The sequence below is a fragment of the Mesorhizobium sp. B2-5-7 genome (assembly GCF_006440875.1).
GTDB classification, from domain to species: Bacteria; Pseudomonadota; Alphaproteobacteria; order Rhizobiales; family Rhizobiaceae; genus Mesorhizobium; species Mesorhizobium australicum.
Genome location: NZ_VFUO01000005.1, coordinates 320,730 through 345,875 on the forward strand (window position 1 = coordinate 320,730; position 25,146 = coordinate 345,875).

Annotated in this window: 23 protein-coding genes; 9 read left to right on the forward strand and 14 right to left on the reverse strand. The window is 60.4% G+C overall.

What is annotated here, in order from left to right; translation table 11 throughout:
* The first annotated feature begins 22 nt into the window (after positions 1-22).
* On the forward strand, positions 23-535 hold the full coding sequence (locus FJ543_RS31940; protein ID WP_224682189.1) for a hypothetical protein: 513 nt from the start codon (positions 23-25) through the stop codon (positions 533-535).
* Positions 536-786: 251 nt separating this feature from the next.
* Here the strand turns inward: FJ543_RS31940 and FJ543_RS22605 are convergent, their stop codons facing one another.
* From FJ543_RS22605 to FJ543_RS22640, 8 genes are all read right to left on the reverse strand, one after another.
* Positions 787-1,710: a nucleotidyltransferase and HEPN domain-containing protein gene (locus FJ543_RS22605; protein WP_140877276.1), complete on the reverse strand. Its 924-nt coding sequence runs from the start codon at positions 1,708-1,710 to the stop codon at positions 787-789.
* Positions 1,711-1,915: 205 nt separating this feature from the next.
* Entirely contained in the window at positions 1,916-3,184 is a 1,269-nt protein-coding gene (locus FJ543_RS22610) for an AGE family epimerase/isomerase (protein WP_140877278.1), read from the reverse strand.
* A gap of 989 nt (positions 3,185-4,173) precedes the next feature.
* Positions 4,174-5,112 carry a serine hydrolase gene (locus FJ543_RS22615; RefSeq protein WP_140877281.1) on the reverse strand — a complete coding sequence of 313 codons (939 nt, stop codon included), beginning with the start codon at positions 5,110-5,112 and terminating at the stop codon, positions 4,174-4,176.
* Positions 5,112-6,134, reverse strand: a complete 1,023-nt coding sequence (locus FJ543_RS22620; protein ID WP_210243714.1) for an oligopeptide/dipeptide ABC transporter ATP-binding protein — start codon at positions 6,132-6,134, stop codon at positions 5,112-5,114. The genes FJ543_RS22615 and FJ543_RS22620 overlap by 1 nt, the downstream gene beginning before the upstream one ends.
* Complete coding sequence (locus FJ543_RS22625) at positions 6,131-7,108, reverse strand: ABC transporter ATP-binding protein (protein WP_140877283.1); 978 nt, start codon at positions 7,106-7,108, stop codon at positions 6,131-6,133. Before FJ543_RS22625 ends, FJ543_RS22620 begins: the two co-directional genes overlap by 4 nt.
* A 2-nt stretch (positions 7,109-7,110) precedes the next feature.
* The gene (locus FJ543_RS22630; protein ID WP_140877285.1) at positions 7,111-7,947 is read right to left on the reverse strand and encodes an ABC transporter permease; all 837 of its coding nucleotides are present in this window, start codon (positions 7,945-7,947) and stop codon (positions 7,111-7,113) included.
* On the reverse strand, positions 7,944-8,885 hold the full coding sequence (locus FJ543_RS22635; RefSeq protein ID WP_140877287.1) for an ABC transporter permease: 942 nt from the start codon (positions 8,883-8,885) through the stop codon (positions 7,944-7,946). Before FJ543_RS22635 ends, FJ543_RS22630 begins: the two co-directional genes overlap by 4 nt.
* A 54-nt stretch (positions 8,886-8,939) precedes the next feature.
* Positions 8,940-10,466, reverse strand: a complete 1,527-nt coding sequence (locus FJ543_RS22640; RefSeq protein ID WP_140877289.1) for an ABC transporter substrate-binding protein — start codon at positions 10,464-10,466, stop codon at positions 8,940-8,942.
* A 195-nt stretch (positions 10,467-10,661) separates the two neighbouring features.
* On the opposite strand from FJ543_RS22640, the gene FJ543_RS22645 reads away from it, so the two are divergent.
* The 8 genes from FJ543_RS22645 (at position 10,662) to FJ543_RS22680 (ending at position 18,102) form a co-directional block, all read left to right on the forward strand.
* A complete protein-coding gene (locus tag FJ543_RS22645; RefSeq protein WP_181174052.1) occupies positions 10,662-11,549 on the forward strand; it encodes a LysR substrate-binding domain-containing protein in 888 nt (295 codons plus the stop codon).
* 102 nt (positions 11,550-11,651) lie between these two features.
* Positions 11,652-12,722, forward strand: a complete 1,071-nt coding sequence (locus tag FJ543_RS22650; protein ID WP_246678858.1) for an SDR family NAD(P)-dependent oxidoreductase — start codon at positions 11,652-11,654, stop codon at positions 12,720-12,722.
* Between the two features lie 339 nt (positions 12,723-13,061).
* Entirely contained in the window at positions 13,062-13,262 is a 201-nt protein-coding gene (locus FJ543_RS22655; RefSeq protein ID WP_224682187.1) for a hypothetical protein, read from the forward strand.
* Positions 13,263-13,665: 403 nt separating this feature from the next.
* A complete protein-coding gene (locus FJ543_RS31950; RefSeq protein ID WP_348643270.1) occupies positions 13,666-14,436 on the forward strand; it encodes an amino acid ABC transporter ATP-binding protein in 771 nt (256 codons plus the stop codon).
* Positions 14,437-14,476: 40 nt separating this feature from the next.
* On the forward strand, positions 14,477-15,289 hold the full coding sequence (locus FJ543_RS22665) for a transporter substrate-binding domain-containing protein (RefSeq protein ID WP_140877295.1): 813 nt from the start codon (positions 14,477-14,479) through the stop codon (positions 15,287-15,289).
* Positions 15,290-15,409: 120 nt separating this feature from the next.
* Complete coding sequence (locus FJ543_RS22670) at positions 15,410-16,105, forward strand: amino acid ABC transporter permease (protein WP_140877297.1); 696 nt, start codon at positions 15,410-15,412, stop codon at positions 16,103-16,105.
* 1 nt (position 16,106) lies between these two features.
* Positions 16,107-16,790, forward strand: coding sequence for an amino acid ABC transporter permease (locus FJ543_RS22675; RefSeq protein ID WP_140877299.1), 684 nt, complete (start codon positions 16,107-16,109; stop codon positions 16,788-16,790).
* Positions 16,791-16,812: 22 nt separating this feature from the next.
* Positions 16,813-18,102, forward strand: a complete 1,290-nt coding sequence (locus FJ543_RS22680; RefSeq protein WP_140877301.1) for an FAD-binding oxidoreductase — start codon at positions 16,813-16,815, stop codon at positions 18,100-18,102.
* A gap of 5 nt (positions 18,103-18,107) precedes the next feature.
* Here FJ543_RS22680 and FJ543_RS22685 read toward each other — a convergent pair whose 3' ends face one another.
* The 6 genes from FJ543_RS22685 to FJ543_RS22710 all read right to left on the reverse strand — a co-directional run bounded on the left by FJ543_RS22685 (position 18,108) and on the right by FJ543_RS22710 (position 25,098).
* Positions 18,108-19,355, reverse strand: a complete 1,248-nt coding sequence (locus FJ543_RS22685) for an FAD-binding oxidoreductase (protein ID WP_140877303.1) — start codon at positions 19,353-19,355, stop codon at positions 18,108-18,110.
* Between the two features lie 173 nt (positions 19,356-19,528).
* Positions 19,529-19,996, reverse strand: coding sequence for a hypothetical protein (locus FJ543_RS22690; RefSeq protein ID WP_224682185.1), 468 nt, complete (start codon positions 19,994-19,996; stop codon positions 19,529-19,531).
* A gap of 539 nt (positions 19,997-20,535) precedes the next feature.
* The gene (locus FJ543_RS22695) at positions 20,536-21,507 is read right to left on the reverse strand and encodes an ABC transporter permease (RefSeq protein ID WP_140877305.1); all 972 of its coding nucleotides are present in this window, start codon (positions 21,505-21,507) and stop codon (positions 20,536-20,538) included.
* A gap of 2 nt (positions 21,508-21,509) precedes the next feature.
* Positions 21,510-22,514 (reverse strand): ABC transporter permease, encoded by a 1,005-nt coding sequence (locus FJ543_RS22700; protein WP_140877307.1) that lies wholly within the window; start codon positions 22,512-22,514, stop codon positions 21,510-21,512.
* Complete coding sequence (locus FJ543_RS22705; RefSeq protein ID WP_140877309.1) at positions 22,511-24,061, reverse strand: sugar ABC transporter ATP-binding protein; 1,551 nt, start codon at positions 24,059-24,061, stop codon at positions 22,511-22,513. The genes FJ543_RS22700 and FJ543_RS22705 overlap by 4 nt, the downstream gene beginning before the upstream one ends.
* Positions 24,062-24,117: 56 nt before the next feature.
* Positions 24,118-25,098: an ABC transporter substrate-binding protein gene (locus FJ543_RS22710; protein ID WP_140877311.1), complete on the reverse strand. Its 981-nt coding sequence runs from the start codon at positions 25,096-25,098 to the stop codon at positions 24,118-24,120.
* Positions 25,099-25,146 lie beyond the last annotated feature (48 nt).

Sequence of the window (25,146 nt, forward strand, 5' to 3'; positions counted from 1 at the left end):
CAGGCTGGTCTCGGCTGATGCCGTGGCCGAGGCGATCAGGGCCTATGCCCAGGAGACCAATCGCCTCAACCAGGAGCGTCGCGCGCAAGGCGAACAGGACCGCAAGGCGCTCGACAAGATCGAGCGCGCCATCGCCGGCATGATGGCCGCGATCGAGGATGGCCTGTACCAACCTTCGATGAAAGCGAGAATGGAAGACCTGGAGAGGCAGAAGGCGGAGATCACCGCGCGTCTAGCGGTGGCGCCCACTGACGTGCCCGACCTGCATCCCAACATCGCCACTCTTTATAAGAAGCGGGTCGAGCAGTTCACGCAAGCGCTTGCCGATCACGACAATGGACGTCCAGCCGCCGAGGCGCTGCGCTCGTTGATCGGAGAGATCGTGCTCACTCCCGGCGACAAGCGCGGCGAGGTGCATGCCGAGCTACGCGGCGAGTTGTTCGGCATCCTCGAACTCGCCAAACCAGACCAAATGCAAAAGCCTGACGATGTTATGACAAAAGTGGTTGCGGGTCCCCGCAACCATAATCATTAACCGTCTCGATCTGATCGAGGCGGCTTTTTTTGTTTGACGGGCACCAAATCCGCGCGGCGCGGCAGAGGGTGGATGCAGCACACTCAAGATCGGAGTGCTGGAGCAAATGCTGCTTAATCCTGATCATCCCTGCTGCCTTGAAGTAGTTTTGGCACTCGGGCTGCTGACGTCGAAACGCATAGGCGCAAGTCTTTTGCTTTTTGTACTCTGAAGCGCATTGATGGCAGTCTGGAATTGATACTGGCATGCCCTCAACCGGCTCGCTGAAATGCGGTGCTTGCCTCTTTTTTCAGATTTTCAAGTCGGGATCGGCATATTGATTCAATCCGATCGATAAGATCCGAGACGCGCTCTGCGAACCATTGAAGTGCTTCATTCGTGATCTCGAAATGTCGCGAGTACCGCGCTTTCACATAAGCCTCGTTGAGAACGTTGAACCACGCGACGAAGCGCTGTTGGTCACGAGGCCATGCTTCGGCCAGTTCCTGGACCTGATCCTCGGCGAGGCTCCGAAGAAATTTTAAGTTGTGAGAGGCGGGGCTGTAGTTCGTCAGCACTAGCAACAATGCCGCGTACGCTTGCTCGATGGATTGATGAAGGAGAAACGCGCTCTCCTTGAGCCTTCCTCTGGCGGCGAAGAAGTCCGCCCCTTCGGCGAACGTTCTAGCTTGCGGGAGTCGCTCCGTGTAGTAGTCCTCTGCCAGTCGAAAAGCATCCGCGGGGCCGGAAGCGACGGGGTTCGTGAGGGGCTCTTCGTCGAGCTCATACAGCACGATCCCATCACGCCGAATATCTACGAAAAAATATCGGCCCTCTCTTAGTGCCGTGTTCACCTCCCGGCGCGAGTGGACGATGAAGCTGACGGGCGTATTGATCTCACGCATCATACGATCAGCTGCAGGCTGCCAATAGCTGGAGAAGTCCGTCAGCTTTCGATTGTTGACCACCACCAGCAGATCGAAATCGGAACGGTAGCCCTTCTTGGTATGCGGCTCGTCGACCCAGCCGCCGCGGGCATAGGATCCAAAGAGTATGATCTTCAGAATGCGCCCGCGCTTCTTGAAATCGGCGGTTCCCCCTCTCACAGCGTCATCGAACTCCCCAAGCAGTAGCTCGACTGCCTTTTTGAGCTCACGCTGCTTCGGGGGAGGAAGGTGGTCGATGCTGGATTTCATGAACAATGATCTACCGCCCATATGGCATTGATAGGCAAGGCCGAGCCTTCGTTCTGTAAATAGCCCCTTCCGGCCGCGCCAAGCAACGTAAAAGATGTTGCAAAAATACAAACATGTTCTTCCAGAGGAGTTGTGATGTCGGGAGAAAGTAAAGGCGGCATGGTCCTGATTCGAGTCATAGCCGCCTCGGTGAGTTGCGGTACCGCTAAGAATTCCTGGTTGAGAGAGCGTCGTATCGTTTGCTGATCACGTTCGTTAGGCTCCCTTGCGCGGGATAGAGCGGTATCAGGCAAGCCTGCAGTGCGTGATACAAGTCGGCCTTGCCGACAAACAGCGAATGCGCTGGCTGCAATCCCTCATCCAGCTCCTCGAACCACCCGCCATGCTCGCGGTCTATATAGGCCTCGGCGATCGTGTTCCAGATGCGCCGGTACCATTGTTCGTGGAAGCCGCTCGGGCGGTGCTCGACCAGGAAGGAAGCCGCGCCCGCTGCCTCGGCGACCGGCCACCAGGGCTTGAACCGGAATGCCGGCTTGTCGGCCCAGTCTAGCGTGTAGAAGAAGCCGCCCTTGGCTTCATCCCATCCCAATTCCACGGAGCGCCGGAACAGCGTCTCCGCAGCTTCCGGCATCCAGTCCCGCCTCTTGCCGCCCAGCACCCACAATTGCAGGGTCAGTCTCGCCCATTCCAGCCAGTGACCGGGCGTTGTCCCCGACGGGCGAAACATCTCGTTGACCGCCTTGTAGGAGCGGTCGATCGTCCATTGCTCGTCGAAATGCTCGGCAACGCGAAAATCGCATTCCCGGGCACGGCGGTTGATGATCAGATCCGCAATGCGCTCCGCCTTGTGCAGATAATCCTGATCGGCGGTCGCCTCATAGGCCGCCATCAACGCCTCGGTCAGATGCATGTTGGAATTCTGGCCGCGGTAGCCGCGCACGGGCCTCCAGTCGCACTCGAACTCTTCCGTTATGGCGCCATGCTGTTCTTCCCAGAAACGGTCGTTGAGAACCGTCGTGACGTCGGCCAGCATGCGCTCTGCCAAAGGATGGCCCACCAACTTGGCGCTCGATGCCGCAAGCAGCACGAAGGCGTGGCCGTAGCCCTGTTTGGTCACATCCTTCGGTCCCGCGTCGTCGAGCGACCACATATAGCCGCCATGCTTGACGTCGCGATGCGACTGCCAGAGATAGCGCATGCCGTGATCGATCATCCGGTCGCTTCCGGGCCGGCCAAGCAGGCTGGCGATGACGTAGCAATGGACCGCCCGTGCGGTGGTGTGGATCTGCCTGACGGCGCTGCCCGGCAGCGGTTTGCCGGTGGGGCCGAGATCGTAGAACCCGCCTTGCGGGTTGATGGCCACCGGGTCGAAAAGATCGAACAGGATATCGGCCTGCTTCTTCAACCAGGAACGATGCCACGGCGCATCCCGCCAGGCCGCGGGGCTCGACGACGTAAAGGGCAGTTCTGACATCCGCTCTTTCCTGTTGTGCCTGACCGGGCTTGCGATTTGCCGGACCGGCGCGTTGCCCTTTATAGACCCAGTCTGACCTGCGAATGAACCCGTCGAGTCATCAATCGGCTTTGGGAGGCACTAGCCTCCGCCTTACTGGGCGGACCGGCGTCTTTCAATCTAATGCGACCGTTTTCACACGTAAGGGGGCCGGAGTATTTCCCTGCTCCAGCGACTGCCCGATCGTGAGCTTGTACAGCGTGCTTTTTGCGCCCGGGAAACACAGCCCAAATCTGCAACTCCTAGTCTAGCAGGTCCTGAACGGCTGCCGACCTTTTTCTTCAGGTTCAAGAGTGAAAAGGCGGCTACATCCACCAGCAGCCAATCACGCGCATGCTGAGGGATCGGTTCGGCGTCCAAGCTCGCGGTGGCCGCGCCTGCGCAGGACCATGTCCACAGGCTACAGTCGGTCGACGAGCCGCAGATCGACGAGATAAGGCAAGCCATTCTCTCTGGGACGAGATGAAGAAGCCCCGAATTTCAGCGTTCCGCTGCCGGATGAGAAGGTACAGTTCATCCACGATGCCGCGGCGCAGATTGCCTCCGACGCAACGGGCTTCGAAAGCCGCATGTCCCAAAGTCGCCGCTCGGAGAGTGGACAGTTTCGAAGCAGCAAGAATTTCTGCGACCGGCCATAGGAGAATGGTCTGCCTAAGAGAATCCAAGGCTCGCTGGATGCGCTGCGCCGATCGTGCACCTTCTGCTGGATCTGAAGACGGGACGGGCGATTTATGGGCCATCGCGTGCTGACGCAGGCGCAAACGCGGCAGTGACGAGCCCCGCCGTACGACGGAGATTTGCCTCGAAGGCATCGAGTTCGATGAGGAGAGCGGGGGTGTCGAACTCCTGGATCGACGCCCCGGGCAGGGCAGGCCGGCATTGCAGCAGAAGCATCGTTCCGATCACATCGGCTTTTTGGACGGAGTCCGTTATCGGCCTCGCTGACCTCGCTAGAGGGCCGCGACGAGCTCGGCTGTGTGCTTTCCTATGGCAGGCAGGATTGTCAGGTTCGCCGAGATCTGCTCGCCTTGAGTGAAGACGACGCAGGTGAACCGCTTGCCGTCCGCCAGCTCGACATGAACGGCGTCGTGGCGGCGGTAGCTCGCGCGGGGATCGCCTGTCCAGCCCGTCCAGCCTGCTTTCGACCACAGTTTGGCCCCCTCCGGCAGGTTCGCGCCCATATAGTTGACCACCTGCGACAACGGGCGTTTGACGAAGCCGGGGTCGCGCGGCCGATACAGGAAGTCGGCCATAATGCGCGAGCGTTCCGGCGAAATCATCGCGCCATCCATGATTCGAGAAAAGACGGATGCGGAGGCGTCGGCCGTGAGGCGGTTGTGGTTGTTGCCACCAACCTCGACGAATACCTTTTCGCGGCCATAGCGGTCGTCGTCCATCAGTTTCTGACAGACATTGATGCCGTCGAATTCCGGCAAGGCGAGCTGCTTGAAATAGGCGTTGATGCCGTTTCGGGCCGCCATCCAGCGCCGCATCTCCTCTTCGCCCAGCTCGGTGTCGCCGGTCGTCCCGGTCAAAGTATCGATGACGTAGTTGGTGGCGTTGTTGCTCGACCACTTGATCATATCGTGCATGGCCCGCTCCAGCTCGGGCGTCGCCTGGACTTTTCCTGCGTCAAGGGCAGCCTGCGTGGCGACAAGATAGAAGACCTTGATTACGCTGCAGGGATAGAAGAGGGCATCGCCGTTGTAGGAGTAACCTGTCGGCAGCGTCCCACCCTCGCCATAGGCTTTCTCTTCCCGCCGGAGATGGACTAACAGCGTGAAAGCGAATTTATCTTCCGCCAGCCCGCGGGAGGCGAAGCCGTCCAGCGCTGTGCGCACGATTTCCTCGCCAACCGCTTCAATCTGCTTCGATTTCTGAAAAAACATCACTGATTTCCTGTCGCTGGATGTACCGATCCGGGTTCGGCAAAGGTGGCCGCCGGGTTGAGGCAGCGCACGCCATGCTCGCCGGTTTGGTAGAGATCGGGGTGCCGGGCCCGACAAGGGTGGATCACATGAGAGCAGCGGGTCGAAAATCCGCAGCCGATCGGTGGACTGAGAGGGTCCGGTATTTCGCCCTCGATACTCGGTACACTGGTGCGCCGCTTCGGGTCGGGCATCGGAATCGCGGCGAGCAAACCACGCGTATAGGGATGCAAGGGGCGGGTGAACAGCGCGTCTGCGGCCGCGGTCTCGACGATCTCGCCAAGATACATCACGGCAACACGATCGCTTATGTGGCGGACCACGTTGAGGTCGTGGGCGATGAAGATCAAGGCGATATTCAGCTTCACCCTGAGGTCCTCCAGGAGATTGATGATCTGCGCCTGCACTGAGGCGTCCAGAGCAGAGACCGGTTCATCGGCGACTATGAGTTGCGGTTCGACGGCGAGGGCGCGGGCGATGCAGATGCGCTGGCGCTGGCCGCCGCTGATGGTATGGGGCAAGCGGTCCTTGAGCGCGGGCGCAAGGCCGACCATCAGCATCAACTCGTCGACACGTTCGCGCTGCCGCGTCGCATTGCCTGCGAGCCCGTGCACATGGAGAACCTCCTCAAGTGTCTGGCCGAGGGTCATGCGCGGATTGAGCGAGGCGTAGGGATCCTGGAACACCATCTGGATGTGGCGGGCGCGGGTCCTGCGGTTTGCGCCGGCGGTAATTGGAGCGCCCTGCCAGAGGATGTCGCCCTGCTCGGGGCTCTCGAGACCGGCGATGCAGCGCCCGAGCGTGCTCTTGCCGCACCCCGACTCGCCGACCACGCCGACCACTTCGCCGGGCTGAATGGTCAGCGACACATCGCGGAGGGCCCGCAGGTTCTGCCTGGCCGAGCGCGTGACGACATCGCGGAAATTGCGGGCCATCGGGAAGGTCTTCGAAAGATCGCGGATCGCGAGGAGCGGTTCGGTCACGTCGGCTCTCCGATCCTGATGCAGGCGGCCGCATGGCCTTCCTGGATGGCGGCAAGGGGCGGCTGCTGCAACTCGCAAGCCGGGATTGCCAGCGAACAACGCGGATGGAAGCGACACCCAGGCGGCGGTGAGGCCAGGCTCGGCGGCGAACCGCCGATCGGCTGCAGCCGTCCGCCCCGGCCCCTATGGGCCGGCAAGGCCTTGAGCAAGGCACGCGTATAGGGATGGGACGGGTTGGCAAAGAGCTGCTCGGTCGTGGCGATTTCCACGATGCGGCCGGCATACATCACCGCAACCCGATCGCAGGTCTGCGCCACGACACCGAGGTCATGCGTGACCAGAAGCACCGCCATGCCGATATCCGCCCGCAATTTCAGGATCAACTTGAGGATCTGGTCCTGCACGGTGACGTCGAGCGCCGTGGTCGGCTCGTCGGCGATCAGCAGTTTGGGGCGGCAGGCGAGTGCCATGGCGATGAGGACACGCTGGCGCATGCCGCCGCTGAAGGCGTGGGGGTAGCTGTCGAGCCGACGCTCCGGCGCCATCACGCCCACAGATTTCAGCAGCGCGACGGCCTGTCCCCGAGCTTGCTTGGTACTGAGTTTCTCGTGCTGGCGCAGGCCTTCTTCGATCTGGCGGCCGACCTTCATGGTCGGGTTGAGGGCCGTCATCGGATCCTGGAAGATCATCGCGATTTCGCTGCCCCTGATTTTAACGAGATCCTTAGGCTGGAGAGCGGCGAGGTCGCGTCCTTCGAACATAATCGAGCCCGTCAGGGCCGAGGGCCTCGAGCCGCCGAAGAGCTGGATGAGCGAGCGGCAGGTCACGCTCTTGCCGCAGCCGGATTCCCCCACGAGACCGAAGACCTCGCCTTGCCGGATCTCGAAGCTGACATCGTCGACCGCCGTCGCCGCATTCGGCGCCTTGCCAAAGGTGACGCGCAAGTGCTCGACCGCGAGGGTGTTCTGCGCCACGCTCACGCCTTCGGCCTCAACAGATCATCGAGGCCTTCGCCGATCAGCGTGAAGGTCACGCCAACCAACACGATGGCGAGGCCCGGGAACAGGGAGATCCACCAGCCGTCCTGGATGAAGTTGCGTCCATCGGCGATCATCACACCCCATTCGGGCGTCGGCGGCTGGATGCCTAGACCGAGGAAGCCGAGCGAGGTGACGCCGAGGATGGTGAGGACGACATCGGCCATCATGAACACGATGGCCGGAGTGATCACATTGGGCAGAATATGGCGCAGCATAATGCGGGCGTGGCTGTAGCCCAGCACCGATACGGCTTGCGTATACTCTAGCCGGCGCGCCAGGAGGACCTCGCCACGTACGATCCGGGCGAAGGAAATCCACACCACCAGCGAAAAGGCGAGATAGATGTTGGTGGTGCGCGGCCCCAGCGCACCGACGATGCTGATGACCAGTACGTAGAAGGGAAAGGCCCACAGGATGTCGACGAAGCGCATGATCAAAAGATCGACCCAGCCTCCGAAATAGCCGGAGACCAGACCGATCGTGCTGCCGATCAGGAATGGCAGGAGAACGCAGACTGCCACCACTTGCATGTCGACCTGCCCCGCCGCCACCACGCGGGCGAGGACGTCGCGACCGAGATCGTCGGTGCCGAACGGATGCTGCAGGGTCGGCGCCAGCAGCGGATTGCCGAAATCGAGCTCCTCGGGATCGTAGGGGACGAGCGAGGGGCCGAAGAGGCTCGTCAGCACGATCACGGCTAGCAGGAAAAGGCCGATCTGCAGGTTGCGGTTTTGCTTGAAGCGCCGCACCGTCTCCTGGCTCAACAATTTCATGACAGGCTCACCCTGGGATCGACCATCGAATAGGCGATGTCGGCGAAAAGATTGATCACAACGACCAGGACCGCGAACGTCACGGTCAGCCCCTGGACCATCGGATAATCACGAGCGCTGATGGAGGCGACGAGCAGCGAGCCAAGGCCGGGAATGCCGAACACCGTTTCGATCACTACCGTGCCACCGATGACCCAGCTGGTGTGGACGGCCAGCACGGAGATCGTCGAGGTCAACGAGTTGCGGAAGACGTGGCGCCACAGCACGGCGTTTTCTGGCAGGCCCTTGGCGCGGGCCGTGTCGACATAGTCGGCTCCCAGCACGGCGATGATGGAACTGCGCAGGGAACGAATCGTCAAGGCAGCGGTGCCGAGGGCGATGATGAAGGCCGGCAGGGCGAGATGGTGCAGTTTGTCGAGCCAGTCCTTGCCGTAGCCGGACACAGGAAAGATCGGAACGGCAATCGCCAGAGGCAGCACGAGCAGCACCCCAAGCCAGAATGGCGGCATCGCCATCGCCGTGACGAAGAAGAACTTGACCGTATGGTCGACCGCGCCATTGCGGCGCACGGCGGTGTACATGGCGAGCGGGATCGTCAAGACGAGGGCCATTACCGTGCTGAGGCCGACCAGCGCCAGTGTCGGCCACAGCCTCGCGATGAGGAGCGGGCCGATCTCGGCCTTGTAGGCAATCGAACGGCCAAAGCTGCCCCTGGCGATGTCACCCAGAAAGAAGAGATATTGCTGCCAAAGCGGCCGGTCGAGGCCGAGCTGGCTCGTCAGCGCCGCGATGTCCTCAGGCGTCCCGCGGCTTCCCAGCATCAGCGTTGCCGGATCACCCGGCATCACGCGCAGCAGCAGGAACGCCACGATGGTGATGCCGAGAAGGACAGGAATGAGCTGCAACAGCCGCGAGATGCAGAAGAACAGGATATTCATTACAAAGTACTGCCTGCCGGCCCACCGGTCATGGCGGGCAGTTGCTCCGCGACACTATTTCACCACCACGTCCTTGAGCGAATAGTTCGCTGTCGGCACCACCTCGAACCCGCTGACATTCTTGCGGTTCGCATAGGCAGCATTTGGCGTGTAGAGAAAGATGAACGGGGCTTGATCATGCACGACCGCCTCGATCTCCTGGAACTGCTTGGCCCGCTCCGGGCCATCCTGGGTCTCGCGCTCGTCGGCATACAGTTGATTTACCCGGTCGCTCTTCCATTGAGTGTGGAAGGCGTTGGCGCGCTCGGGATTGACGGCGGTGAAACCCACGAGCTGGTCGGGATCGATGGTATCGCTGGTGGCGTAACTCAGCGACATTTCATAGTTGCCGCTCTTCGTCGTGCTGAACTGCGAGCTGTCCTCGATGGTCTGCAGGGCGACCTCGACACCGACTTTCCTGAGCGAGGCCTGGATCGCGCTGGCGACCTGGCGTGCGGTAACATCACCGGCCGAGACCAGCATGCTGGTCTTGAACCCGTCCGGCACGCCGCCTTTGGCGAGAAGCTCCTTTGCTTTGGCAAGATCGAGCGGATAGGGCTTCAGCTGGTCATTGTGATAGGCCATGACGGGGATCGAGGACGTCGTGGGCTTGGCGTTACCACGCAGGATGCCCTTGATGATGGCTTCCTTGTCGAGGGCGTAGTTCAGCGCCTGGCGGACCGATACATTGTCGAAAGGCTTCTTCGTGGTGTTGAGCTGCACCATGTCGACGCGAAACACCGGCGCTGCGTGGATATCGATATCGGCATCCGTCTTCAGGTTTGCTGCCTGGTTATAGGGGACGTCGGTGATGGCATCGAGCTCACCGGCTTTGAGCTTCAACACCCGCGAATTATCCTCGGGCACGACCTCGATCGAGACGTGGTCGATGCTCGGCTTGTTCTTTTCCCAATAGTTGGGATTTTTCGTCAGTTCCTCGCCCTGACCGCGGGTCCAGCTCTTCAGCACGAAAGGACCAGAACCGATTGGATGTTCGAAGAATTTGTCGCCTTGCTCCTGCACGAGCTTGGCCGGCAGGATCGAGGCGCTGAACAGAGCGAGATTGTTGAGGATCGGTGTGAAGGGTTTGTCGAGCTTCATCACGATGGTACGGTCGTCGACCACCTGATAGCTGGTGATGGGCTTGAAGAAGCGGGCCCATTCCGATTTCTCGCCGGAAGCACGCTGCAGCGAAAAGGCGACGTCGGCGGCCGTAACCGGCTGGCCGTCCGAGAATTTGGCTTCGGGACGCAGCTTGAAGGTGAATTCCTTGCCATCGGCGGAAATCGTCCAGGATGCGGCAATCGCCGGCTCCAGCTTGGTGCCGTCCTTGCTGGGGCGAACGAGCTGGTCATAGACCTGCAATTCCAGCCAGATCGAAGGATTGTCGCTCGAGGCGATTGGATCGATGGTCAGCGCATCGGCCCGGACCCCGAGCCGGAAATCGGCGGCGTGGGCCGTCGCCAGGATCGCGGTTGACGCGAGGAGGGCGGCGGCGATTGCGCTTTTGAGGAAGGTCGCCGGAGCAAAGATTGTCGACATGGCTGGTTCTCCTCTGGTGCCGCTGTCTGGGCGGCGGTGATTGCCCGGAATTTTCGTGGCTCGCTCGGGCGGAAGCTGCCAGTTCCCAGGTCATGTCCTGCGATTTCAACGCAAATGACATGGCTGGTCAAAATGTATTATCGACGGCATACATAACCTTGGGTTATGTGGGTGAAGGCATCAGGAGGGTTCGGCATGCGGCTTCGCCACATCGAGGTATTCCATGCGATTAAGCAGACGGGCTCGATCAGCAAGGCAGCCGCCCTGCTCGGCGTCTCGCAACCGGCAGCGAGCAAGGTGCTACAGCACGCGGAAAGTTCTCTCGGCTTCAGGTTGTTCGAGCGAGTGAAGGGGCGGCTTCTCCCGACGATCGAGGCCGAAGCGCTGCACGTCGAGGTCGCCAAGCTCCACACGGGGATTGAGCAGCTAAAGATGCTTGCGGCCAATCTGCGGCGTTTTCCCGAGGGCCGGCTCCATATCGGTTGCCTGCCGAGCCTCGGCCTTTCGATCATGCCGCAGGCGGTCAGCGGCTTTCGCCGCAGCTATCCCGCGGTGACCTGTGAGGTGGAGACAGATCATATCGAAGCGCTCGTCACCGCTCTGAGAGCCCGTCGGCTGGATTTTGCAGTGACACTATGCCCCGGCGAGCATCCTGGGTTGCGCACGGAAGTTCTGGGAGAGGTCGAACTCGTCTATTTCGGCTCAAAGCCAGGCCCCGACATCACCTTGGCAGAAATAGACGGACTAGACCTGGTGGGAGTTTCATCAAGGGACAAGATCGGCGCGCTTATTGCTATGCATCTTGAAGCGGCTGGTCGGCACTTCAGTCCTTCGATAGAAGTGCAGACCTATTTTCTCGCTTGTGCAATCGCGACGGCCGGGAATGGGGCGACGATTGTCGATGAACTCACCGCTCGTAGCATGCTGCGCGAAGGTTTCCACATCCGACGAACTGTGCCACGGCTTTCAGTCGAGGTCGGTTTTCTGACACATGAAGCGCATGTCAGCCGAGGTTTCTATGCTGATTTCATCCGAGCATTGAAGACAGCACTGAATTCCTACCGTCGAAACGAAACGCTGTAGCACGCGGAAAGGCCCGCGGCTGTGATGGCGGACTACGGCACGCAGTCCGCCAGGACGTTGGCGATCGACGACATAGCCAAGTCCTCTGATACATAGCATGTGATGGCGCTGCCCCCGGGACTTGATGAGACGGCTGTTCCGACCGGCATCGAGATCGTTGGAAGAACGTCCGACGAACTGACGGTGTTCCGGCCTGGATGGGCCACTGGCAGTGTTGGCGAGAAGGATGTCGGTGTCGAAAATTCGGATTTGCAAGGGCCGGAGTATTGGAAAGGTCCTATACTGGCAAACCGGGGCAGAGTGAATCTCATCAGGAGAGTGGGCGAGATGCGGTTTCAAGACAAGGTCGTAGTCGTCACTGGGGGCAATTCTGGAATCGGACGTGGAATAGCGCTGTATTTTGCCAAGGAAGGCGCCAGGCTTGCTCTTGTCGGGCGCGACGATACCAAGGGCTCCGAAGTTGAATTAGAGATCGCGTCTGCCGGGGGAAGAGCTACTTTCTTTCAATGTGATCTGGCAAGCGAGGCGGCAGCGGCGGAATTGGTGGGCAAGGTTGCGCAATGGGGCCGAGTGGACGTCATCGTCAACAATGCCGGGGTCGGCTCCCGCCGGTCAGGCATCGAAGCTCATGAGTCGCCGGGCGAGCGCTGGTCAAAGTTGCGCGGCCCCAATCTCGATTCAACCTACTTCGTCTCCTCTTACGCGCTTCCGGTGATGCGCGACTGCGGCGGTGGGTCGATCGTTAACATCTCGTCGACTGCCAAACTGCACGGAAACTGGGGATTGTACGGCGTTGCGAAGGCGGGAGTGGAGGCGCTCACGCGCTCGCTGGCGATAGAAGGTGCGCCATTCGGAATCCGGGCCAATTGTGTCAGCCCCGGCTGGATCGCCACAGAGCTCGATGAAAAGGAACCTGCGTCGAGCATGAACCCCTCGGGTGAATGGGAAGTCCCGCCGGGTGTCTTCAACCGCATGGGAACTCCAAGCGAGATTGCTGCAGCGGTGGCCTTCCTCGCTAGTGAGGAAGCATCGTTCATCACCGGTCAGACGCTTGTGGTCGATGGCGGATTGTCGATACTCGATTACACGTCCTTGTCGTTGCTCAAGACGCGCGGCCCTGCGCTTTTTTCAGGAACATTGGCAGATCCGCCCACCGACCAGGAACCGAAGTGACACCATCAAAAGTGCTCATCCAGTTCCGGTGCGAAAGATCGAACTGGCTTCGCCTGTGCCCCGCTACTGGCGGGGTTTTTTCACGGAAAGCCCGGTGGAGCCGTGCACCTCGAGGGCGGGCTTTGATCGCCCGGCCTCTCTGGCGGCGTTCACCACCCACGAAGAGTTGGGCTCGCTGACAGTTACGGCACAGCCATCATGGTGACGGCCGGGCTGGCATCATCGAAAAGACGAGCCGAGCACCCGACAGAGACAAGCGCTAGGTGTTGTTTCCGTTGGAGGGGCCCCATGCCGGCCGCCGGGTTAAGCCGGGGTGCCTGTTGTGCTATGGTTCGCCTCATGGGAAAGAAGGTGAAGCAGAAGCCCAAGCAGAGGGCGAAGCATGCGGACGAACGCCCGCTCGATCGCGAGCGGGCACGAGAAGCTGAGTACTACGCCCGCAAGGTCGGCATCACCAGAGACGAAGCGCTCAGCATCATCCTTGAAGCCCACATGCCGAAGCTTGTCATAGCACGCAAGGACGGCGCGAAGGGGAAGTAGGCATCCAACCGGCCTTTCCCACTGGGCTTCGAAGGAAGGGGCCACGCCGTCACGCCTGATGTCGCATACGAATGCCACTCGATGAGGGTGCAACTGTCGACGCGCCATCCCTCTGCCCATGTGCGAAACCGCGGGAACTCCGGGCCGGCAACAAATCGGACCTGGTTCGGGCAAACCCACAGGCCTCTCGAAGAAACTGCTTGTTTTGCCCAGTTCGATCGGCTTTCATGACCACGCTTTGAAGAGATCAGAGGCATCGGGTGAAAACGACCGCCGGCTTTCGAAGCAGCCGATCTGGACGGCAAAACTTATAGGCCTAAACGGGTGCACTGAATGTCTACTGGGGGAACCCTGGCCTAATGCAGAACCTTCAATCACGACGCGAACCTGTGCTCGTAATGTCGTGAAGATTACGCCTGGTCAGGATCGCAAGCCGATCATCGTCGCTGAAGACGTCCGCAAGACCTATCGGTCCAATGATGGCCGTTCACACCTTGCGCTGGCCGGGATCACCACTGCAGTCGGGCATGGCGAGGTGCTCGTCGTCTTCGGACCTTCAGGCTCCGGCAAGAGCACATTCCTTCGCACCATGAACGCACTGGAGACGATCGATTCCGGGCGGATCGTCATTGATGGCGTCTCGCTTTCTGAACCCGGGGCTGACCTCAACAGGTTACGCGCCGAGGTTGGAATGGTCTTCCAGTCATTTAATCTTTTCCAGCATCGAACGGCGCTCGACAACGTCGCATTGCCGCAAACGGTGGTGCGTCGCCGCTCACGGACGGAAGCATTGCGTCGGGCACATGAATTGCTGGAAAAGGTGGGCGTAGATGACCGCGCGGGGTACTATCCCAGCCAACTGTCCGGTGGACAGCAGCAGCGCGTGGCCATTGCCCGCGCTCTGGCCATGGACCCAAAGGCGATGTTGTTCGACGAACCGACCTCGGCGCTGGATCCGGAAGCGGTCACGGGTATTCTCGACCTGATGAAGGTTTTGGCATCTGAAGGGATGACGATGGCGGTGGTTACCCACGAGATGGGCTTTGCGCGTGAAATCGCGGACCGGATGCTGTTCATGGACGGCGGATTGATTGTCGAGGAAGGCACTCCTCAGCAGATTTTCCACTCGCCAAAGAAGGAACGAACAAAGCAGTTCCTCGATCAGATACTGTGATTTTGGAATGTCAGAGCGTAATCAACAAGGGAGAGAGAAAATGAACAGCAGTTTAAAGAACAGATTGGCCGGCGCGGCAGCGAGCTTGGCCGTGATCGTGGCAGCCTGGTTCACGCTGGCGAGCGGCGCACGAGCCGACGAAATGGACGATATCCTGAAGCGGGGGGAACTGGTCGTGGCAGTCCAGACACAAGGCCCGCCTGTCAGCTTCGTCGACAAAAACGGCGAACGCACCGGTCTCGCCGTCGAGTTCGCCAAGCAGATGGCAACCGATCTCGGCGTCAAGGTTGTGTTTCAGGATTATGACTGGAAGGGCCTCATTCCAGCGCTTCTGGCCGGCAAGGCGGACATGATTGCCGGCGACATGACCCCAACGCCGCAACGAGCGGCGCAGCTTTTATTTTCCCGGCCGATGTTCTTCAACGACACGCTGGCTTTTGCTGCAAAGGATTCACAGTACAAGACGTGGCAGGACCTCAACAAGGAAGGCGTGACGGTGGCGGCGCTGCAAGGTAGTACCTACGCCGATGCGGTGACCAAATATCTACCGAAGGCGACGCTGAAGGTGTTTGCAGGCGGCGGCCCGGCGGTGGCGCAGACCCTGACGATGGGGCGGGTCGACGCGATGGTCGGGGGGCAGGACTACAATTCCTACGTGCGTCAGTTCGAAAACCTCAAGCCGCTCGAAGGCACAATGACGAGGGAGCCACTGGCCTTTGCCACCCGGCCTAACGCTTTCCACCTCAAAATGTGGCTGGACAACTATGTCGAGCTGAAGACCGCCGACAATTCGCTGCAGACACTGCTGGCTTATTGGTGGACCTCCGACGCCTGGGAGAAGGATCACAAATAGCGCCTGGAAGCGATCGACGCGGCGATCCTGCGCCGCCTCGATCGACGCCCCTTCTGCGCATAGCCAGCGATCTGGCTGGTCGCCTCGGCGGCCAATGCCTGACCCCAACGCGGAAACCGGATGAACTTCGTCCTCGAGTTTTACAACTATCGCATCGTCGAACAGTATCTCGGGCGCTTCGCGGAGGGTCTTGAAAACACGCTTTTCGCGGCGGCTGTCAGCCTCATTGCCGCCGTCATACTTGGCACAGCGTTGGCACTTTGCCGCATGTCGAGCCGCGCGATTCTATGGCGCCCGGTAGCCGGCTATGTCGCGTTCATTATGGCGACCCCGCTGCTGGTTCAGATCTATCTTATCTACTACGGTCTGCCGATCCTGGTCCCCGAAACCGGCCGCTGGAGCGAGATGACGCTCGGCATCATGGCGCTCTCGCTGCACAATGCCGCTTATATGAGCGAGATCGTGCGCGGTGGCATCGCGTCGGTTTCCCGGGGACAGATCGAAGGCGGCAAGGCCGTTGGCATGACCTATCTGCAGCGGCTGCGATACATCGTCCTGCCGCAGGCATTCGCCAATACGCTGCCGCCCCTTCTTGGCCAGACTGCAGTGCTGATTAAAGACACCTCGCTTCTTTCGATCATTGCAGTGTTTGATTTCCTCAGTGCTGGCCTGTTGCTGAATAGCGAAAGGGTGCGGCCCAACGAGAGTTTCCTCACCATAGCCGCCGGCTATCTCGCCATCTACGCCGTGATGATGGGCTTGTCATGGACTGTCAAACGCTGGCTCGCGGGCCCCGCGTGGAACGACGGAAAATAGAATGCAACATTATGTTGGGATAGTCGTCGCGATCCTGCCGTTCTTGTGGACCGGTTTCGTGCAGACGTTTTGGGTCTCGCTCATTGCAATCGTCGTCGGCTCTGTGCTGGGTTTCCTGATCGGCGTCGTGCGAAGCCAACGAGTGCCGGTAATCCACCAGCTTTTCGGCCTCTATATCCACATGCTGCGCGGGACACCGTTCCTGGTGCAACTCTACGTCTTCTATTTCGTGCTGCCCAACACTAGTATTGCCGCACTGCAATGGAGCTCGCAGATGGCGGCGTTCGTGTCGCTCTCCGTCTATACGTCCAGCTATGTCGCCGAGATCGTGATGGGGGCTATCGACGCTGTTCCCAAGGGACAGTGGGAGGCTGCCACCTCGCTGGGTTTCAAGCGCGTTCCGATACTCGCCCTCGTCGTCCTGCCGCAGGCCTTGAAGCTGACCGTACCGCCGATGAGTGGCGTCTATGTCAACATCATCAAGAACACAGCCATTCTTTCGGTGATCGGCATCTCGGAGCTGACGCGCCAGGGTGAGATTTCGATCATGCGGTTTCCGCGCGACGTGCTTTTCATCTACGGCGTGATCGCACTGGTTTATTTCGCCTACTGCTACCCGGTCCTGCGTTTCACGCGTTGGGCAGAGCGTAAGGTCGGCGGCACCCGTTTCATCAACCTCGATTGAGCCAGCGTGGCCGGCGGATCCAATGACGCCCTATGTCGATACCTACTATAGACGCACGCTCACATCAGAGACTTCCTACCCCGTGCTGTCTGGCCGGCATGACACCAGGGTCTGCATCGTCGGCGGCGGCCTCGCCGGACTAACGGCTGCGCTCGAACTTGCCCGCCGCGGGCTTTCGGTGACTGTTCTTGAGGCTCGTCGAATTGCCTGGGGTGCGTCCGGCCGCAATGGCGGTTTCGTGTCTCCGGGTTGGGCGGCGCGCAGCGACCAAATCCGTAGGCGTGTCGGTAGCAAACATGCCAAGATGCTGTTTCGCCTTTCCATGGAAGGCGTCGCCATGGTCTCCGACGCGATCCGCGACCTGGGCATCACCGATGCGCGTGTCACGCACGGTATCTTGCGTGTGTCGCGTTACGAAAATAGCGAGGCGCTGAAGGCTCAGCGCGACGAACAGGAGACTGAGTTCGGGCGCCAGTTGCGCTTGCTTTCCCGAGAGGAAGTACACAGCCTGTTGCTATCGAGTAAATACCATCAAGGCCTCCTGGACGACGCCTCATTCCATCTCCACCCGCTGAATTATGCCCGCGCGCTGGCGGGCGAGATTATTCGCCTCGGTGGGTCCGTCCACGAGGATACGCCTGCGGTTTCCGCCGATCTCGCTGGCGCGGAAAAAATAATACGCACGCCCGAAGGCCAAGTAAGCGCCGCGAGCGTCGTGTTCGCCGGCGGCGGCTATACCGACCGCGTGCTCCCGGCTTTGCGCCGCACCTTCCTGCCGATCGCCACATACGTCGTGCTGAGCGAACTGGCGCCCGAATTGATCGCAACCGCGATCCGTACGCAATCAGGGATCAGCGATGGCCGGCGCGCCGGCGACTACTACCGCGTGGTTGACGGGAAGCTGCTATGGGGTGGGCGGATAACCACACGCACCACCGATCCGCGCGACATCGCTGCCGTGATCCGGCGAGAAATGGTCGCGACCTACCCCCAACTAGAGAGCTTGAAGATCGATATGGCATGGTCGGGACTGATGGCTTATGCAAGACATCTGATGCCGCTGATCGGACCGGTTATGCCGGGTGTGTGGGCGTGTACCGGGTTCGGCGGCCATGGTCTCAACACCACCGCGATCGGCGCACGGGTGGTTGCCGAGGCACTTGCCGGCGAGAGCGACCGCTATCGCGCGTTTGCGCCTTTCGGTTTTCTGTGGAACGGCGGCCTGTTCGGCACTGCGGCTGTTCAACTGACTTACTGGGCCTACCAAGGCACGGATTTCTTGCGCGAACGCCGCTCAGTGCGCGTTGCTTAGGCGTTTCAAAAACGGCTAGGCGAATAAGGCGCGGGGTCAATGTGGGTCCGATTGGCGGTGACGAGTTCGGCGATCAGCCGTCCCGTCGAGCCGCCGCCGATCATACCCGTGTGACCGTGTCCCGTCGCGACAAATAGGGAGCGATGTCCGCGCACCTCGCCAATCGCCGGTACGCTGTCAGGCAGGGAGGGGCGGAAGCCCATCCAGCTCGTCGGCTCTCCGCCCTTCAGGTCCGGAAACAACGCTCGAGCATGGGTGAGCAGGATTTCGGAACGCCGTTCGTCAGGTGGGGCTTCCAGGCCGGCAATCTCGACCGTGCCGGCAAGCCGCAGGCCATGTTCCATCGGCGACAGCGCGAAACCCCGGTTCTTCATCTGCACCGGCATCGGCAACTCGATCGACGGGGAAGGGATCATCAGGTGGTAACCACGTTCAGTCTCGAGCGGCAATTCCGCACCAAGCGGCTTGAGCAAGCGGTTCGACCAGGCGCCAGCGGCGATGATCACCGCGTCCGCCTTTCGGTTAGCTGTGTTCGTCATAAGCGTGTAGCCGGCGGAATCGCGAGGGATGATCTTCAGCACGCGTTCCGCTTCGAACACACCGCCGGCTAGCCGCACCCTGTCAGCAATGGCCATGACCAAGCGATGTGGATTGATCGTGTGGGCGTTGTGGGGATAGAGGAGCCCGCGTTTTGCAATGTTTGAAATACCCGGCAGCAAGCGCTCCAAATCCGACCGGGCCAACGGTTCGGTGACGACGCCTTGCCGCTCGTTAATTTCAGCAGTGATGCGGTCGGAGGTACCAACGGCGTCGCTTTCCCAGACCTGGATACCGCCTACCTCGCGGATCAGGGCTTCGAATGTTGGACCGCCGACCAAATCACGATAGCATCCGAGGTTGCCCTTGTGGAGGTTGAGTAGGGCGTCTGCTGCCCTATTCACGATGTCCATCCGTCCGGCCCGAATCCATCGAAGCAGCCAAGGTGCTGCCTTCAACGCATAGTGAGGCCTCAAAACCAGCGGCCCCAACGGATCGGTAAGCCAGCCTGGCACTTGCCTCAGCATTCCAGGGATTGCTACAGGCACATTGCAGTCATGTCTCACCATTCCGGCATTGCCGAACGACGTCGCAGTGCCGGGCGGCAACGGGTCGATGACGGTGACGTTCAGGCCTGCCCGCTTCAAATAAAGAGCTGCGCTGGCGCCGACGATGCCCGCTCCAATAATTGCCACTTCCTTGCCAAATTCCGGCATGTGGACGCTCACCTGCTTCAATCGAGTTCAAGTGCACAACCGTAAATTCGGGGACCGTTGTCAAGCGTGGACGACAGGGCCGCCGTTTTCTGATTGCAATCGCAGCGGAAGGGCTTGGCGCTACCTGGCCGACCGCTGCGCTCGTGTCTGGCTGCAATGGAGCAGAACGGTAATCAGCGCCAGCGCCTTCTCGGCAATTCCCAAAACCACAGCGCCGGCAGCATCGTAAAGGCCGTCGGCCGGCCGGCATCTTCGGACCTTCGCCGCAGGACGAAATTGACCCCGCGCTGTGCGAGCACGATTGCCAACGGCAAGACGATTGCGGCGAAGGTAAACCAGGAGAGTATATAAAGGCCGGCTATGCGCTCCAGGAACAGAACGATCAAATAAGCTGTCAACAGCCATCTTGCTGCCGTGTGACCGTGCCCGCCGTCTCGCCGTGTTCTTGGCCGACGCCAGACGGCTAGCAGCAAGAGCAGCAGCAGGACGAAATCGGCGCCCAGAGGCAGGACCATCATTCCGGTATGATCGATCCCGAGACCCGGCAAGAGGTTAAAGGCGGCGAAGAAGAAGGCGAAGACGCCGATGATCCGGGGTAACCAATAGAACCAATGGTCAGCCGTTTCGTCGGTGATCGGCAAGGCACGAACCTCGACGGCGTTCTCGACGTGCATGAAGGAAGGGACGAGCATGGCAAAACGTAAGCGCGCACACCCCACGTGAAAACTGCAGCCACCAGAAACGCGGCGTGTCCGTCAAGTCATCCTGTGGCCCCGCAGACCTCGTCCCGGGGACTTGAACCCGCAATTTTGCCATCACAGTCTAAAAAGCATGAGCATCGATCAGGCTAGCGGATCTCCGAGTACCACGCCTTACTATCCGTTTCTGCGACGGATCGATTTGACGTGTGCCCCGTCTCCAGCATGAGCACGTGCTGCGAGGCATCGACCAGGATCATGATCTCGGCAGAATTGAAGGAGGCCACGTCCTCGGACTCCTGTTTTCCGCAGGAGCACAGAATGGCGCAAATCGCCTCACATTCAACAGCCAACTTGCATGCACCCTAGCTCAAACTTCGCGTCCACTAGGCCCCTGTGACAGATCCACGGCAACCGGTCCTCAGCCCGTGGTCAGAGCGTCGCGGGGTAAGTTGCGCAAGCATCCACGATCGCGGTCCTTCTTACGACGCGGCCGTAACACGCTTTCCCGCCAGCCTCGCTTGAAGAAGGACGACGACAAGCAGGAACAGCCCACGAATTACGGACTGCCAGTACGCTGAGAGCGAAATCCAGCCCATGCCATTCTCAAAGTTCAAGATGTTGAAAAGGATACCCAGCAGGAGGACGCCAGCAAGCGTGGTCAATACCGAGCCCGAGCCGCCGGTGAGCAGCGTCCCGCCCACGACCACCGCCGCGATGGCGAAGAGTTCCCAGCCGACGCCCTCGATCGGTTGGCCGGCGCCAAATTGCGAGGCAAGGATGACGCCGGCCAACCCCGCAAGGCCGCCGCTCGCGACATAGACGAGAAACTTGACCCGGTCAGTGCGCAGTCCCATTAAGCGTGAGGCGTCCTCGCCACCCCCGATTGCCAGCACCGTGCGTCCTGCGCTGGTGTAGTTCAAGACGACGGAGCCGATCACATAGGCGGCTACGGCAATCACCGCCGGGACAGGAAACATCCAGAAACTTCCTTGGCCAATGCTTGTGAACCCTGAATCGTAGGACACCGAGACGGTTTGATTGCCAGCAAGCAGCAGGGCAGAGCCGCTGGCTGCCAGCATCGTGGCGAGGGTTGCAATGAATGGCATCAGCTTGCCGCGGGTGATAAGGAAGGCATTGATCAGCCCTGCGGCAAGCCCGACGCCTACCCCGGCCGCGAGGCCGGGGAGCATCCCAAAGGGACTGGCCAGTGCGGAGGCTACACTGCCCAAGGCGGCTACGGAGCCAACGGACAGGTCGATGCCGCCGGTCATGATGACGAAGCACATGCCAAGGGCAACGAGCGCGAACATCGAATTATAGCGCATGACGCTCATGACGTTGAAGAAGCCCAGGAAGCGATCATAGCGTAGGAATCCGAACAGAACGAGCGCCGCAAGCGCGAGCAGCACACCGTAGGTGCCGATGATGCGGACGAGATGGGCGCGGTTCACGGCTATGTCCGGTGCTGCTGCTGTAGCCATACAGCAAGTGCGATGATGATCGCCTTGACCACAAGCGCCGCGGCGTCGGGCACCCCGTTGGCAAGCAGGGTATAACGAACGAGCTGGATGGTGAGCGCGCCGAGCAGGGTACCGATGATAGTTGCCTTGCCGCCGCTGAGCAACGTTCCGCCGACCGCGACCGCTGCTATAGCATCCAGCTCCATGCCCGACCCGACAAGATTCGCGTCACTTGAGGAGTTGATGGCGATGACGATGAGTCCCGCCAGCCCCGCGCAACTCCCGCTAATGGCATAGACCGCCAGCTTGATTTTCGAGACGTCAATGCCTGCGAATTCAGAAGCCTTTTCGTTGCCGCCGACCGCAAGGATACTGCGTCCGAACACGGTGCGTTTCAGGACCCAAGCCGCGACCGCAACGAGCATGATCATGATCATGACCTGAGCAGGTATATTGAACGGGCGGGCAAGCCCGATCCATTGGAATTGTGGCACGCGAAACGTCTGCAAGTTGCCATTGGTCATAACTTGCGCAATCCCTCGCCCGGCGATGAACAGCACCAGCGTTGCCACTATGGGCTGGATGCGGAAGCGGGCGACCAACCAGCCGTTGAAGAGACCAAACAAGCTGGCAACAAGGATCGCCGCGATCATGGCAAGCGTCACCGCCACATAAATATTGCCAATGGGAAAGATCTTGCCCATGAAGATCATCGGAGCCAGCGCGCCGGAGATGGCCATCAACGACCCGACCGAGAGGTCGATGCCGCCGGTTGCGATCACCAGCGTCATTCCGACCGCAACGATGACGATTGTACAGACCTGCGTGAGATTAACGTTGAGCGTCTGCATCGTCGCGAAGTTCTGGGTGTAGGCAAGATTGAAGCCCATTAGCAGCGTCAGCGCGATCACCATTCCGTAGCGTGCCAGAAAGCCGAACAGGTCGAAGCCGCGCGTCCTGGTGCCGCTAGCCGTCGATGGTCTCGCCAGCTCGGTCACGCTTCCACCTCCGTCGGTGAACCGCCATGCGCCATGGCCGCGATGACGTCCTTTTCGTTGGCGGCATCGCTTTCTAGCTCGGCCACGCTGATACCTTCGCGCAAGACGAAAATGCGGTCCGCGCCCTCAATGACTTCTTCCAGTTCAGAGGAGATCATCAAAACTCCCAGGCCCTCGTCGGCTAGCCGTCGGATGAGACGCTGGATCTCGCCCTTTGCACCGACGTCGATGCCGCGTGTCGGCTCGTCAAGGATAAGCAGCTTCGGATTCATCGCCAACCAGCGGGCAAGCAGGACCTTCTGCTGATTTCCGCCGGAGAGTTCGCGAACCTTCTGGTTCGGGCCGGAACATTTGATGCCAAGTTCGCGGATGAACCGCTCGACGATTTCACGCTGCCGTGTCTCGTTGAAGACACCGTTGCGGCTGATCTTCGGCAGCAGCGCGAGTGTGACATTCTCCGCCACCGTCATCTCCGGCACGATGCCCTCGGCCTTGCGGTCCTCAGTGCAGAAGCCCATGCCCGCGGCGATGGCATCGGCCGGGCCGGCAGGGCGGTAAGGCGCGTTATCGATCGTCATGTCACCGGCGCTGAGGGGGTCGGCCCCAAACACAAGACGCGCGGTTTCGGTGCGGCCGGCGCCAAGCAGGCCCGCAAAGCCGGCAATTTCACCACGGCGTACGTCGAAGCTTACACTTCGTACCGACTGCCCGGCGGCAAGGCCGCGGGCGGAAAACAGCACATCGCCTATCTTCGAACGATCGCGCTCGCCGAAGGCTGTTGCGTGACCCTCGACCATGGAGACATCGCGGCCGAGCATCGCCGCCACCAGCTCGAGCTTGCTGATGTCCTCCATCTCAGCGCTTCGCACCGTCCGGCCATCGCGCATGATCGTAACCCGATCGCAAACCTCGTAGAGTTCGTCGAGCTTGTGGCTGACGAAAATGACGGAGACGCCCTCGGCCTTCAACTGCCGGATCACGTTGAACAGAACCGCAACCTCACGCTCGTCAAGGGAAGAGGTCGGCTCGTCCATAATGACGAGCCGGGCCGAAAAGCCGGTTGCTCGGGCGATCGCCACCATCTGCTGGGTGGCGGTGTTGAAACTGCCGAGCGGACGGCGCACGTCAATGAGGATCGAGAACCGGCTGAGCAGGCGTTCCGCATCCGCGTTCATGGCAGACCAGTCCAACAGGCCGTAGCGGCGTTTCTCACGACCAAGGCAAATATTTTCGGCCACTGAGCGCAGCGGGACGAGATTGACCTCCTGGTAGATGGTGCTTATGCCGCTGAGCTGCGCCTCGTGCGGCGAGCCGGCCTCGAATGGACGGCCTTGAAAAAGCGCCACGCCAGCTTCCTTGCGATGGTACCCCGTAAGCACCTTGATCAGGGTGGATTTCCCCGCCCCGTTCTGGCCGATGAGGGCGTGGACTTCCCCCGCACGGACCTGAAGCGTGGCCTCGGTCAGCGCCGGGATGCCGGCAAACTTCTTTTGGATTTCGCGCATATCCAAAAGCAACCGAGCGGATTCAACCGGCTGAGCGGTCATGGGCCAAACTCCGAACGGCCTGCCCGCGGATGTGGACAGGCCATTGAAAAGTGCAATCAAAACGCGATGTCGAAATCCTTCTTGGCGTTGGTGGCGTCAAAGAAGTGATCTTCGTTCTTGATGAAGGGCGGGATTTTCTTGCCGGCGGCGTAGTCGGCCATGGTTGCGAACGCCTTCGGCCCGAACAGTGGGCTGCATGCGCAGATAGCGCCGATTTTGCCGTCGATGATCGCCTGGACGCCTTCTTTTTCCCCGTCGATCGACAAGATCAGTACGTCCTTGCCCGGGGCCTTGCCGGCAGCTTCCAAGGCGGCAATGGCCCCCAGGGCCATCTCGTCATTGTGGGCATAAATAATGTCCGCGTCGGGATGCGCCTGGAGTAGCGTCTCGGCCACCTGGCGGCCCTTGTCGCGGGCGAAGTCGCCCGACTGGGACGCCAAAATCTTGAATTGCGAGTGCTTGGCGATGAAATCGTCGAAGCCCTTCTTTCGGTCGGTCGCTGCCGACGCGCCAGTCGTGCCTTCGAGTTCGATGATCTTCGATTTTCCGTTGGCGTTCTTGAGCAGCCATTCGCCGATACGGGTTGCCTCCTCGATGAAATCGGAACCGATGAAGCAGACATAGTCCTCACCGGGCTTTGCCATGGTATGGTCGACGTCCCGATCGATCAGGAAGACCGGAATGCCGGCATCGCGGGCGGCCAGTATGACGGGCACCAGCGGTTTGTCCTCGCGCGGAGGCAAGAAGATAGCGTCGACGCCTTGTGCGATCATCGAGTTTACGTCGGCGGCCTGCTTTGCAGACGACCCGGCTGCGTCCGTGTAGACCAACTGATGGCCGAGCTTCGCGGCCTCGTCGTGCATGCTCTTGGTCTCGGCCAGCCTCCAGGGATTGTTGCTTTCGGTCTGCGCGAAGCCGACCTTGTACTTGTCCTTTTTGGCAAGTGGCGGAAGCGCCGCGAAGGCCCGCGATCCCAGCGTGAGTGCCGCAGCGCCAACGGCGGAGCCTATCAACAATTTCCGACGGGTAATGATCATGCTCTTTCCTCCTTGATTGTCGTTTTTTTGACGACTGTGAATGTTCCT